This is a genomic window from Lysinibacillus sp. RS11, assembly GCF_042019215.1.
GTDB lineage: Bacteria > Bacillota > Bacilli > Bacillales_A > Planococcaceae > Lysinibacillus > Lysinibacillus xylanilyticus_A.
The window spans coordinates 3,923,115-3,936,782 of sequence record NZ_CP168124.1; the positions used below are offsets into that span (position 1 = coordinate 3,923,115).

A 13,668-nucleotide genomic window follows, 5' to 3' on the forward strand; every position below is an offset into this window, starting at 1 on the left:
TTCCACACGCCATTTACCCCAATAACATAAAAAGTAGCAAACTAGGCAATATTCTAGTTTGCTACTTTTTTTGCTTGGATAAAGTGAACACTAATCTACTCCACTCCACTTCTTTGCTTTCGATGAATGTTGAGATGGGCGTCTTGTACCTGACGTATCTCTTTCGGTACAAATAAATTACTGTCCGTTAATGCGAGACAAGTTTTGGCAAAGCTCCGCGACCTCGTGCATCGTATAACTTTGAAAGTTATATTGCTGACGTAATTCCTGATAATACTGTAAAATTTCTTCAAGCATAGCTAAATTTTTTTCAATATTCTTGCCAAAATTATGAGGATGCCACCATAGATGATAAAAAGCTTCAGACGTTGCAGCTGCATGCATACCCTCTTTAATACGTTTAATCTTGAAGCCCTCAAAAAACCGTAATGGGCTACAATATGGCCTTAAAAATGCACTTGAACGAATGTTAATAAATGAATCCTTTTGCATTTCAGCTAATGTTACTAGATGATTTCCGGTTACATTAACATAGCTATCCAGCCACTTCTTCGCACCTAATAGCCGACCTTTTTTCGTAAATTTTTGAGGATCGTACAAAGGGTGTTTTTCATTCCCTCTATAGCAAACAAACCCCACATCCTGACAAGCTGTGAAATACGCTTCATTCACTTGATTTCGCGGAAATACAATCGACTTCATCGGTGCGATATACTCTTCACATATCATGGCAGTAGCATGTAAATCTGCACGGAAATCCGCTTCAGTTTGGCCATCTTCTAAACAATAAAAATGTGAAAATGTATGACTTCCTATTTCCTGATGCGGTGTACGTTTAATCTTCTCAAGTAAGGAGTTGCCAAAATGTAAGTGGTCCTCCTGCTCATTTTCTCCTACTTTAATAAGTTGTGTATGTGCTGCATAGCGCATGTTTTTATATTTTACCGGGATACCTCGTAAGTAATGGGCCATTTCTGCTTTTGTTTCTGCAAACAATAAACCAACTGTTGCCCAGGTCGCATGAATACCGTATTGTTCAAACAACTCCAGCATTTCAGGCAATGCCTCACGTACACCGTATAAGTTTTTATTGTATTGACCGTATTTAAATACATCGTGGACACCCCAATTCAGCTCAAAATCTAATGATATGACAAGACCCCCACGGTTTACTTTGATTGCTACTTCCTCCATTTTTGCACGCCCAGTAACAGTGCACTTATTTTGGATTGGGTAATGTAGCCGGAATAAACATTGACAACCTGTCCACCGAAGCCCAGTTTAAACTCACGAACATTTTGGTCATCTGTCAGCTTCCCCATATCATATAAATCAAAGCCTTGCTCCTTTAAATGCAATAAATTATGCCATAGTAAGAAACGATTTGCATAACGAGCTGGTCGTTGTAAATGATCTGGCATCATTTGTGAATGACAAGTCGCTGCATAGTAGGACATTGCTTTTTTAGCGTGTACAATATCGAGTCTATAGCATAATGTTTGTCCACAAATACTTCGAATCTCGGACAACCATAGTGCTCCTTTATCTTTTAAGAGCGTAATAGCTTCCATTTGAGACTTACTAATTAGCTCGAGTTTTTTCCTTTTGGCAAAATTATTATAAAACTGCTGAAAGGCTCGTAAATTTTCTTCTGATGGTTCCTTATAAATAAAAACTTGGTAGGACTCTTTTTGTGCACGACGAAGTATTTTTCGATTACTTTCTGAAAGAGCAAGATATAACGATAACTCACTTTCTGTAAGGTGAATATGAACCGTTTCACTTTTAACAAGTTTACGGCTAGGTACAAGTGAATGTGTATAACCAACAACCTTCTTTGATTTTCTAACATTGGCTGGCTTTTCTACAAAATAAAAATGCTGCATTGCGATATTCCATCGCTTACTTTTAATGGACAGAATGAACATCGCCCCCACTCTCTGTGTATTTTTCTACATGATTTCGTTCATAACGAGCACATTTGAAATGTTTCATTCGAGAAATACGTTTATAACCTAGCTGCAATAGTCGTTTACGCTTTCGCCATTGCCAAAAGCTTGCTGTAACCCAAAGTGTTTGTGCAGGTTTCATTTTTTGAAAAAAAGCTGTTATAATATCGATATTTTTATAAACATCATAGGTTAAAAAAAAGGTCTGCTTCGGCAATGCTTCAACAATTTGCAATTCATCTACACGCCAGTTCACAGCATGTAATGCAAACGCAGCCTTATTCTTTTCAGCAAAGGAATCTTTATAAATGGTGTATCCCTTATAAAATAGAGAAATAATTTCTTCATCATCGAGTTGCATCGCCTCCTGTATTGACAACTCCTCAAACAAATCTCCTACAGGCCGATGCGGTGTGACACTATCTGATGGGGATAATTCATATAAATCCACTAGCTTAAAACGAATAAATTTTTCTACGAATAGTTGTCCATATTCTAGCCAATCTTTTACCTTTCCATACTTTACTAAGTACCGTAATTGACCGAGCGTATTGCGTTTCCAGTCAACAACACGATAATTGCCTTTTAACATTTCCTTTATTCGTTCCTTCAGCGAATAATGACCTACTAATAGTTTTGCCCGCTTCGTTCCACTGCCTACAAGCATACGCCTTGTAAAATCAATACTAGAGCGCCAGTCAAACTTATAAGGCTCATAACCAATACTCATATCGAATAAATGATAGTTTTCAGAAAAGGTGCGCTTGATAATTTCCTGATTAACTAATCTACCAGGCCCAAATATATTAAATGTCGGCTCATGCGCAAGGGCGTAAGTAACATAACGTCCTCGACAGCAAATGCCATAGGTGAAGGCAATCCATTGGTTTTCAAAAACAAGTGCGTCTACCTCGACTTGCAATGCCTCCCCTTTAAGAAGTGTTAGCCGTTCGAAAAAATCTCTTTTCTTTCCTTTTGTAAAATCACTCGTATCTAGCTTTTTGGCCCATCGCCGATCAAACAATCTAAACATTTGCCAAAGCTCGTCCCGCGAAGGTACTGTCCTCGTTAATGAACCTAAATTCCGCAGCTTTCGTTCCCTTCTATCCACACCATGCATTTTTCTACGTTGATTGAAATGCTTATGGAAATCTATATCGCGAAAGGCAAGATACGGTGTCACTACACGAAAAATACTCGGTTGTAACTGCCTTTCAACAAAATATTGTTCAATCACCTTTGTAGACTCTTTGCTTTCCAATAATCCATGAAACGAAAATATGACATGTTTATGCCGTTCGATGAGCTGATCAAATACAAAGGTTATAGCGGGCAGCAGCCATTCCTTTTTCGCTACAACACCTGAATAATTTGCAATATTTTCTCCCGTAAAGGCATAAATTCGTATCCCCCATCGAAGTCGAACTGTGAATGGGAAAAAGGCAATGATATGACCATTTTCTTCAACAGCGTAGAGCTCAACACGCGCTCTTCGCCCAACTATTTGCCACCAGTTATAAAACCAAGAAAATTCTATAAATGGATTATCATTAACCTCAGCTGCTAAAATTTCATCCCAAATATCCTTGTACCACATGAGCTCATCATCTGTTCGAATGCGAATTAATTGCAAATTAATCACCTTTCTTAGCCGACTTTGATACAGCCTGTTCGTAGACAAATAGGGTTTTCTGATACATTGGTAGAAACGTAAAATTCCTTAAAAAGCAACGTTCACTGGCGTCCCCCATTTTTTGACGCAAGTTCTCATCCATTAACAATTGTTTAAGCCTTTTCTTTAGTAAATCTGTATCATCTCGGTTCATTAAAAATCCATTCTCATGATCAGAAACTAGCTCATTGACGCCACCTACATTCGTGGCGATAATCGGAAGTCCTGCCCGCATCGCCTCAATAATTGAGATCGGTAAGCCCTCCCAATCGGATAGCAAGACAAATAAATGACTGTCCTCAAGCAAAGGTGTGACCTCTAATTGGTTGCCTAAAAATGAAACACGATCCGTTAAGCCTTTATTAGCAACAAATGTTTCTAAATTAGGACGCAATGAGCCATCACCTATCAATTGAAGGCGCCAAGGAATATCAGAAAGCTCTGCTAAAGCCTCTAACAGTAAATCCTGTCTTTTTGGCACTTCAAAGCGAGCAACCATCACAATTAGTGGATGCTCCTCTTTCTCTCGATTAGGTGCTATTCGCTTATCTATTTGGTCAATGCCATTATGAATGGTCAACATTTTATGGGCAGGAGCAATTCTTTTTGTTAATGCTAGCTTGCGATCATATTCAGATACCGTAATAATTTTAGCTGTTAGCGACTGAACTGATTTTTCCATTCGACTATACAAAATCTTTTTTTTATGTGGTACGCCTTCTGTAAAACTCCAGCTATGGGCTGTAAAAACAGTTGGAATGCCTAAAAGACTACCTACTACACGTCCAATTGCACCCGCTTTTGATGAATGTGCTGCAATAATATCGGGTTTTATTTTTTTAAAAGCGGCTCTTAATTGCCACAAGGATTGTAAATCTTTTTTTAAATGAATCGCTCGCTGCATGGCTGGGATACTGATAACATCAATTTTTTCTGCTTGTAAGCGCCACAGTGATGGTTCGTATAGGCCTGTTACAATAGTTACTTCATGTGCGTCTTGCTTTAATTTTATGGCAAGTGCCTCCACATGCTTTTGCGCTCCGCCAATCTTATCCATACGTGTAATAAGCTGAACAATTCTCAGTACCTAACACTCCTTATTTTTATCAATTGTGCCTTGGCATAATTGCGTCTGGAATCGACTTTGTGCTTAGGCCTGCGTGATGCAGGTCAGTTAGCCGTTATCGCGTGGATGCGATGATTTTAGGCTAACATCCTTTAAGAACTCCTTTCCGATTCCATGACATCCGCCGGAGGCTTTGGGCCAACACAATGTTGGTTACTCAGTCGTTGCCACAGGACGTGGCGTTCTTAGACTGAGTTCCTCTTTTTCAGCAGGCGTTTGGCCCCCCCTGAAAACAGCTTAAATTCGCATCCATCTCACCACTTATAGAGGTAGGGGACTTCTGCTGAAAGAAGTTAATAAGCACCTGTTCTCGCTAACACTACGTAAAATGTTTTGATGATAATTCTTAAATCCATCCAAAACGAATAATTATCAACGTATTCTAGATCATATGAAATTTTTTGCCCATGCGAAATATTAGATCGACCGTTAATTTGAGCAAGCCCCGTTAATCCTGGCCTTACTTCTAATCGTCGTGCCTGGACAGTGTTATAAGCATTTGTGATGGGTGGAACTTCAGGGCGTGGTCCAACAATACTCATATCTCCTTTTAAGACATTAATGAGTTGTGGAATTTCATCAATACTTAGCTTCCGAAGCACGGACCCAACCTTCGTGATTCGTGCATCCTGTTCAGTTTTAAAGTAATAATCATCTGGAATTCCGTCTGCACACACAGAAGGCGTAGTCACTGGAACTGCCTGTATGGTCATTGTCCGTAACTTCAAAATAATAAAGCGTTGATGAGCCAATCCAGTACGGATTTGTTTAAAGAAAAAAGGGCGGCCTGTACTAATGAGTAAAATGAGGAATACTGGTAACATAAGAGGAATGGTTATGAAAAGTAGTAGGAGTGCCCCGGTAATATCAAAAATTCTCTTGCCGTACTGACTATAAAATGTGGTCGTCTGAGCTGATTGCTCGTGCAATACATCATCCTTTGCATTTTTTGCACTTAACTTTATATATTCATTTGGGACATTTATAGAACTACTTTCGAAAAGCATTTACATAATAAAATATAAAAAGGGAGTTTGTTTCGATAAACATTCAAATAGTTTCGATAAAATGAGATTTTGTTTCGATAAACCTTCAAAGTGCATAACCCTTATCTGTTCAACTATCTATTGATCCTTGAATAATTTGCACCTCGCATTCTATTTGAACGTTTCCTTTTAATGCCTTACTAATCATACAAGATTGTTCAGCCTTCTCAGCTAATCGATCAATTCGTTTGTGCTGTCGTTCAGATAAATCTTGTACAACAATTCTTGGCTTATGTACGATTTTCTCATAAGTAAAAATGCCATTCGTGACATCAACAAAACCTTCCGCTTGCATAGACAAATCCAACACAGCAATCTTCGAATTTTCAAGTAACGTAGCCAGTGTAATTAAATAGCAAGTTGCTGCTGCTCCAAGCAGCATTTCATCCGGATTTGTCCCAATCCCTGGTCCATTCATTTCTCGAGGGATAGAGATTTTCGTTTTTAAATTGTCCGCAATAATAGTACCTGTCCCATTTCTCCCCTCCGACCATTTTAAATTCATACTAAATAAATGTTGAACCATAAAAAATCCTCCTTTTGATGATGTAGTGTAATAACTTACACATGACTTTTTAGAGATACAGATTGTATTTTGCCCCTTCGTAGCCGAGCGATTGCTATGGGGCCCGATTACTTCCTTGACTTACCTGAGCGGTTCTATTTCTCACCTCTTATTAAAAATTAACAGAACAATAATGAAACATCAAAACTATAAGAAAAACAAGAAAACTAATTTTATGGTAGAATAGAAAAAACAATTCTTTAGGAGATTTAATAATGATTTTAACAAAGCAACAAGCAGTACAAGCACTAAAAAAGAACAAATTTATCGGTTTTACGATTACAACAGGAAATATTATTATTAAAAAAATGAATAAAACCGATTATAATATTTTTGTTTTTGAAGAAGGCAAAGACAAACCATTGCGTTATGTCGGTTCCATTATGAACGTAATGGCTACAATGAGCGACAAAGCTTCAAATAAGGATTTTGTCATTGTGGAACAGCTTCCAACTCAAAGTAAAGAAGAAGCTAAACCAGTAGTGAAAGATGAAGTCAAAGAAGCAGCTAAACTTGTAGAGCAAGATGAAGTTAAAGAAGAAAAAGCAGTTGACTTCGATGAAGAAAGACGTGCCATTTCAGGCTACGAGGGCCTATATGATGTTACAGCGAGTGGTCGTATCATTACAGTGCGTGAAAATCGTCCATTAACTCGATGCAATGATGAATATGGTTTCCATATTGTTCGACTAACAAAGGACGGCTCTGCTTCAAGTCACAATGTGTTTGAACTTTGGAAACAGGCATACCCTGAACTTGAACAAACGAATTTTAAAGGTGCCTTAAAAGCAAAGTATGGCACAGGCTGTAAGCTTACTGATAAACCAGGTATACACTTTTAATTTCTTTCAGAAAAAAATCCTCAGCGCCGCTTCATAAACGCTGGGGATTTTTTTAATAAATAAAGGTCATAGTGCTAAATGTCAGAGATGATAAATACTATTCCCTTGTGATTGGAGATATTTTAACCAATTGTTTACTTGGCGATATACCTTTTTCTTTTTCAATACTTGAATTATTGTTATCCTCTCTACCCTTTGAAACCCTAACTGTACTAGCTCTCGTCGTCTTTTCCTTTCATACCATTGAACGGAAGTACAGATGGCTCTTCCTTCTTCCTGCATGTTAGCGACGATTTCGGACAGCTGATGATTATGGTCCTGAATGTATGAAACATTGGATGGAAGCTCGTGTGTAAATCCTGTCGCTTCTTCACGAAATATTTGATCATGTCTTAAATAAGCTATTTCGTTCGTGCTATTTCTAAAGATCCGATAGCCTTTATGAAAGTTCGAAACATAGTTAGCACGTCTTCTACTTACCATTACATCCTGAATAAACACTTCATTAAAGTTTGATGTCGTTTGACCTTGGCCATTCTCAGCAACATAAATATCAAAAATATGCACAGCTATTAGGCGATTAATCCCCTTCTTGAAAGAATGGAACCAATCCTTTGAACGGGCACTTTTAAAAAAATAACGTAGCTCTCCCAATCGATCTCGTTTCAATTTCACGAGCTGATGATTATTTGTTAATTGGCCTTTCAATCTATTAAACAAGACCATCATTAGCCTTAAGGTACGTTCCCTTTTGCCTTTCGTACTCATCATAAATTTTCTAGTAAAATCAACATGTGTATACCATTCAAACTTATAAGGCTCATAACCACTGCCTAAATCATAGAAACGGTAGTTCGAAGCATGTGCTTTGAGCATATTTTCTCGCTCTATTAAACGGCCAGGCCCAAAAATATTAAAATCAGGCTCATGTCCCATCGCCTGACAGAAATTTCGATCTCTACAGCAAATATCGATCGTAAAGCCTATCCAATGCCCCTCAAACTGAAGACTATCTACTTCTACTCGTAACGCGTTACTTTTCTGCGTTGCCAAACGCTCAAAAAAACGACGCGTTTGTTGTTCTGTAAATCCACTTTTATCGATTTTCTTTTGCCATCTTCTCGTAAACAAGTCGAACATGTCAGCTAACCTTTCACGATGTACCTCTTGAAAGGTTACTTGACCAAGAGCCTTTAATTTTTTTTCACGCCGCTGAATCGTTTTAAATTTTTTTCTATGCTTATAAAGAAAATCCTCAAGTTTTATAGATTGAAAATCAATATAAGGAGTGACAGTACGAAAAATAGAATAAGGTACCTGATACTCTATTGCATATTTTTCCAGAATTTGAGATGTATGTTTACTTTCTAATAAGCCTTGTAACACTAATATAAATCGTTTATATTTCCGAGAAAGCTCCTTTAGTAAGTATTCAATTGCAGGTTCCTTCCATTGTTTCTCTGCAATTACTTCCATATAAGTGGCAAACCCTTGTCCTAAAAAAACAAAATAATGTATACCACCAAATCGTACATAACGAACAAGTGGGAAAAATGCTACTGCTACTCCGTTTTGCTCGACTATGTAAATCTCAACATTGTCATTTGCACCTAACGTCATCCACCATGTCGAAACCCATTCAAACTCAATGAACGGATTATCATTTTTTTCACGTTCAAGTATCTCTGACCAAGTATTTTTATAGGACTCTAACTCTTCCATCGTTGTTACGAGTCTATAAGATAGCACGTGCTGATTCACTCCTTTTTATGTTCCAATGAATTATCGATTTTACCGCTCATCACCATAACGTGTGGTTGATTTCCGTTCCGGCTGGGCGCTTTGTAAGCTGTCGCTTCGCTTTCGCACAGAGCAGAGCTTCCTGGGGGCGTCCAATGAGCCGCTTCGCCTGCGCTCCAATCAACCTATATATGGCATTAATGTAACAAATGTCATTCACAACTTTTGACAATGAACCAATTTAACACTTAATATCCACCATATTCCTAGCTCTTATCTTATAGAACCCTTTATTCAGTAAGGAATTGAATGAAAATAAGCAAAAAACCTAAATTCAGCAAACTACTGAACTTAGGTCTACAAATAGCATCTTTTAATTTATACCTCTAGCAGCGTTGCGTGTTCTTTTTTAACTACATTTGCCATATGCGTTGTTGCAATATAGCTTAATGTCATACCAGGTCCTAAGGTTGCACCTGGACCTGGGTATGTTTCGCCCATAATAGAGGCTGAACAATTTCCTGAGGCATACAACCCTCCAATTACCGTACCATCTGCCTTTACAACGCGAGCATGCTGATCAACTACTAAGCCTCCCTTTGTCCCGATATCTCCCGGATATAAGCGAAGTGCATAAAATGGAGCATTCTTCAGTTCTGCTAGATTCGGATTCTGCAATGTAGGATCTCCATAATAATTATCATAGGCACTATCTCCTCGAAGGAAATCATCATCATGACCATTACGAGCAAAAGCATTAAAACGTTCCACAGTGTCCACTAAATTTTCTGGAGAAACATTCATTTGCCATGCAAGCTCTTCAATTGTTTGTGCACTTTTCACAATACCACTGTCAAACCAAATTTTAGGAAAGGGCTGTCCAGGGAAAAGTCCCGTGAAAATATAACGACTCTTTGCTGTTGCATCTATCAAGATCCAAGAAGGTATAGCTTTGTTGTTTTTTTCATGGTGACTATGCATATTGTCTACAAATTCATGATAAGGTGCCGCTTCGTTTAAATAACGTTTTCCTGCACCATCTACAACCATCATATTAGGAACGCCTCGATCTGCAACTAGGAAGAAAGGATGTCCTTGTGGATCAATCACTGAAGGTGCCCCCCATACTTTATCCATTAAATCTAGTGACGCCCCTATTTTTACGCTTGGCTCGATAATGTCACCTGTTTGCCCTTCTGGTGTAGAAGTCCATTTTGTGTTTGTTGGAGCTGGCAAATATTTTTCGCGATATGCTTGATTATGAGAAAAACCACCTGCAGAAAGCACAACCCCACGCTTTGCTTCAATATGCATCTCCTGCCCATCTCGCTCAACTACGATACCAGTCACCCGATCTTTTTCAACGATAAAATCTTTAAATGCAGTCGAGATCCACAACTCTCCATTCGCTTCAGCAAGTGACATTCGTAAACGAGCAATTAATGCTTCGCCTAATGCAACAGGCAAACTTCCTGTAACTTTCGACTTCACCAATCGCATGCCTAATTTTAATGCTGTCGTTTTCCCCTTTGTCGTACGTCTAATCATATTGACCTTATGAAATTCATAGCTATTCATCGTAATGCCTTTAGTGGACAAGGTCGAACGACGCATCGTGTCTGCTAATGAGCCCATGTTCTTCAAATCAAAAATCCGTGGCTCAATCGACCGTCCTTGCGGTAAGCCACCTGGTTTTTCAGGATAATAATCAGAATAACCTTTAGCATATTGGAAACGCATATGCCTCGTATGATTATTTAAAAACCTTAACATTTCTGGTCCTCTTGTAATATAAGCTTCCTTTAAAGCCTCTGGCACACGATCACCAATGGTTGAATCTAAGTATAAACGTGCTAAATCATGTGTATCTGGAACGCCTTCACCCTTAATTACATGATTATTTGGAATCCATAATGCACCACCAGACAAGGCAGAAGCTCCACCATAACGATCTGTCTTTTCAATAACTAGTGATTTTAGGCCCTGTAGCTTTGCTGTCAGACCTGCTGTTAACCCCGCTGCTCCTGAACCTACGACTACTACATCATAACTCGCATCCCATTTCATACTTATATTCCTCACCTTCATTAGTAGTTACTAAATCAATGAATCTGGTATTATCTAAAAAGTATAGAATTAAATAAATTTTCAGTCAATTAATACCTATCTAGCATTCGATCATATAATACCTTTTACTACATTGAATCCTTTTCTTCTAAAACTTCCGCTAATCATATTCATTTCTATTTAGCATATATTTTGTAAAACGGCGATGGGGTGAAGGAAATTTTGCAGTTGAATGCAATGATATTAGGTGGATTTCTTTTGTTCAGTGTTAGCATCGGAGGAGCGATAGCCTGGGTATTTTCTAAGCTATTTCAGCATACAACTCAAGGATTATCATTATTATGTGGCGGATTTTTAGTTGGCTTACTTATATTAGACATTATTCCTTCTTCTTTTCATCTATACAAATCATTTGGTCTTTTACTTGGAATTCTTATTGGCTATTTAATTTTTCAAATACTCAATAGTTTATTACACGTTTCCCATACACAAAACCCCTCTGTAACGCTACTTGCAATGGCTATAATTATCCACACCATTCCAATTAGTCTCACTGTCGGAAATTTATTAGGGAACTCTGCATTAGGTATTACCATTACAGCATCCATTATTCTACATCATCTGCCAGAAGGCTTTGCACTTTCAACAGCATTATTATCACAAGGAGAAAGGCTATGGAAACTCTTTCTCTATTTCATAGCATTTTCAATTTTCTTTAGTATCTTTATACAGATTGGTCAGTATTGGGAATTAACCGAGAAAGAACAAGGGCTACTAATGGGCATATCAATCGGGTTAATCGCAACCGCCAGTATTTCAGAATTTATTTTGCATCATTTTCGTTCAGTAACACGTAAATCCTTTTTAACATATATTTTATTAGGTTATTTTTTAAGTTATGTATTTCATATGCTAGTCGAATAAAAAAGCAATCCACCAAAATAATGTGGATTGCTTTTTTCAGTTAAAAGAAGAATCGTATTATTCTTCTTCACCTGCTGCTAATAATGTAAGTGATAAAATTTTAGAGAATTGTGCACGTGTAAGATTACCTTTTGGATTAAATTTACCACTTGATCCGTCAATAACACCTAATTGTTGTAATAAACCGATTGATTCTACCGTTTCTTTACGCATTTGATTTTTGTCTGTAAATGTGTTATTTTTGCTAGCCTTAGCTACATCAAATTCCATTGCCTCTAATAAGCTTGCTGTTACATAGGCCATTTCCTCACGTGTTACAGGTTTGTATGGCTCAAAATTAGCACCATCAAAAATATCGATTAAGCCATAATCCTCTAAAATCGCTACTTCTTTAGCACCTGGGTATTTTCCCAAATCCTTATATGAAGCAGGGCTTTCGTAATCCTCTTTCACATCTAATCCACCAGCACGGAAAATCATAGAAGCTAATTGTCCGCGTGTTACTTGTCCATTTGGATTAAATGTTGTAGCCGTTGTTCCATTAATAATGTCAGCTTGGTACAGTAATTGGATATAGCTCTCAGCCCAATGTCCAATAGTATCAGTGAAGTAACCGCCTGGTTTTAAGTCTGAAATATCTTCACTAATAGATGTTACAAAATCATTCAATTCTTTATCAGTTAAAGTTTGCCATCTTCCTTCAGCAAACATTTCAGCTTTGAATGTCTTTCCAGATGGAGTAAATTTCATTTGCATAAAGTCACCGAAAAGCTCTTTAAACTCTTTTTGCTCCTCTGCACTCACTTCAGAGAATTTCATAAGTCCTTGTAAGGATATTTTTACTGTAATACTATCCTTTGTACATACTAAGATCATTTCTTTATCGTCATATTGTACTTTAGAAAGTAAAAACGTTTTGTAAATATCTTGGTAGGACATTGATTGCACTTGATTAGTAGCTGCAACTACATTTTTTGGTTGGATGAAGCTAGAAACATCTACATTTTCTTGTGCATTAGCTTGTATACTAAAGCCTCCAGTTAAACATGCGATACTAAGTGCTCCAGCAATAATTGTTTTCTTCATGTTTCTTTCCCCTTTCAATTCATAGATTCAGTGTACTAAAACAACTGTTAGTAAATCTATAAAAATATGTAAATTTATCAAAATTATATAAAAGTCCTATATTCCACAACATAAAAAATTACTAAATATTTATGTAAATCCAGAAAATATATTGCATAATTTCTACAATGAATTAAGGAATTTTTTTAATAAACCTAACAAATTCTAACGTTTTTTTCTGCTTTTGAATAAAAATACTATCTCAAATATGTTCATTTCTATTTTGGATTTATAGAAAAAAATTAGTAAATTCGTTCTTGCTTCACTAGGTATAAAGTAGTCATAAAGATCTAATCACACAGTATTGTTCTATCACTAGAAAGTGATTAGAAAGTTCCATTAACTTGTTTAAAGGTATTTTTATTCCATTTAATACATTTTGCTGGTTCATCACCAAAACGTGTGGTTGATTTCCGTTCCGACTGGGCGCTTTGCCGCTGACGCTTCGCTTTCGCGCAGAGCAGAGCTTCCTGGGGGCGTCCGATGAGCCGCTTCACTCGCGTTGCTCGCTCCAGGGTCTCGGGCCTACACGATGTAGGTCACGAAGGCGTTATCACAGGATGTGATGCTCTTAGCCTTCGTTCCTCTATCGCTGATCCCCAAGGAGTCACC

General features: G+C 37.6%; 13 protein-coding genes. 2 read left to right on the top strand and 11 right to left on the bottom strand.

The window, feature by feature from the left end; translation table 11 throughout:
- Positions 1-177 precede the first annotated feature (177 nt).
- The 6 genes from AB9L17_RS20270 to AB9L17_RS20295 form a co-directional block, all read right to left on the bottom strand.
- Positions 178-1,194, bottom strand: coding sequence for a polysaccharide deacetylase family protein (locus AB9L17_RS20270; RefSeq protein ID WP_068985372.1), 1,017 nt, complete (start codon positions 1,192-1,194; stop codon positions 178-180).
- Positions 1,182-1,928: a hypothetical protein gene (locus AB9L17_RS20275; RefSeq protein ID WP_223556583.1), complete on the bottom strand. Its 747-nt coding sequence runs from the start codon at positions 1,926-1,928 to the stop codon at positions 1,182-1,184. Before AB9L17_RS20275 ends, AB9L17_RS20270 begins: the two co-directional genes overlap by 13 nt.
- Positions 1,909-3,582, bottom strand: a complete 1,674-nt coding sequence (locus tag AB9L17_RS20280) for a GNAT family N-acetyltransferase (RefSeq protein ID WP_263297610.1) — start codon at positions 3,580-3,582, stop codon at positions 1,909-1,911. Before AB9L17_RS20280 ends, AB9L17_RS20275 begins: the two co-directional genes overlap by 20 nt.
- Before the next feature lies 1 nt (position 3,583).
- Positions 3,584-4,678: a glycosyltransferase family 4 protein gene (locus AB9L17_RS20285; RefSeq protein WP_223556579.1), complete on the bottom strand. Its 1,095-nt coding sequence runs from the start codon at positions 4,676-4,678 to the stop codon at positions 3,584-3,586.
- A gap of 362 nt (positions 4,679-5,040) precedes the next feature.
- Positions 5,041-5,676, bottom strand: coding sequence for a sugar transferase (locus tag AB9L17_RS20290; RefSeq protein WP_223556577.1), 636 nt, complete (start codon positions 5,674-5,676; stop codon positions 5,041-5,043).
- A 187-nt stretch (positions 5,677-5,863) separates the two neighbouring features.
- Positions 5,864-6,319, bottom strand: coding sequence for an SACOL1771 family peroxiredoxin (locus AB9L17_RS20295; protein ID WP_223556575.1), 456 nt, complete (start codon positions 6,317-6,319; stop codon positions 5,864-5,866).
- Between the two features lie 254 nt (positions 6,320-6,573).
- Here AB9L17_RS20295 and AB9L17_RS20300 point away from each other — a divergent pair, with 254 nt between their 5' ends.
- Positions 6,574-7,200, top strand: coding sequence for an NUMOD4 domain-containing protein (locus AB9L17_RS20300; protein ID WP_375199693.1), 627 nt, complete (start codon positions 6,574-6,576; stop codon positions 7,198-7,200).
- Between the two features lie 81 nt (positions 7,201-7,281).
- Here AB9L17_RS20300 and AB9L17_RS20305 read toward each other — a convergent pair whose 3' ends face one another.
- The 3 genes from AB9L17_RS20305 to AB9L17_RS20315 form a co-directional block, all read right to left on the bottom strand.
- Complete coding sequence (locus tag AB9L17_RS20305) at positions 7,282-8,949, bottom strand: GNAT family N-acetyltransferase (protein WP_375199694.1); 1,668 nt, start codon at positions 8,947-8,949, stop codon at positions 7,282-7,284.
- 52 nt (positions 8,950-9,001) lie between these two features.
- Positions 9,002-9,172, bottom strand: coding sequence for a hypothetical protein (locus AB9L17_RS20310; protein WP_223556572.1), 171 nt, complete (start codon positions 9,170-9,172; stop codon positions 9,002-9,004).
- A 146-nt stretch (positions 9,173-9,318) separates the two neighbouring features.
- Positions 9,319-11,007, bottom strand: coding sequence for an FAD-dependent oxidoreductase (locus AB9L17_RS20315; RefSeq protein WP_223556570.1), 1,689 nt, complete (start codon positions 11,005-11,007; stop codon positions 9,319-9,321).
- Positions 11,008-11,265: 258 nt separating this feature from the next.
- Between AB9L17_RS20315 and AB9L17_RS20320 the strand changes: the two genes are divergently transcribed.
- Complete coding sequence (locus AB9L17_RS20320; RefSeq protein ID WP_254660177.1) at positions 11,266-11,931, top strand: ZIP family metal transporter; 666 nt, start codon at positions 11,266-11,268, stop codon at positions 11,929-11,931.
- A gap of 57 nt (positions 11,932-11,988) precedes the next feature.
- Here the strand turns inward: AB9L17_RS20320 and AB9L17_RS20325 are convergent, their stop codons facing one another.
- Positions 11,989-13,017, bottom strand: a complete 1,029-nt coding sequence (locus AB9L17_RS20325) for an S-layer homology domain-containing protein (protein WP_068985380.1) — start codon at positions 13,015-13,017, stop codon at positions 11,989-11,991.
- A gap of 365 nt (positions 13,018-13,382) precedes the next feature.
- Positions 13,383-13,553, bottom strand: coding sequence for a hypothetical protein (locus AB9L17_RS20330; RefSeq protein WP_375199695.1), 171 nt, complete (start codon positions 13,551-13,553; stop codon positions 13,383-13,385).
- Positions 13,554-13,668 lie beyond the last annotated feature (115 nt).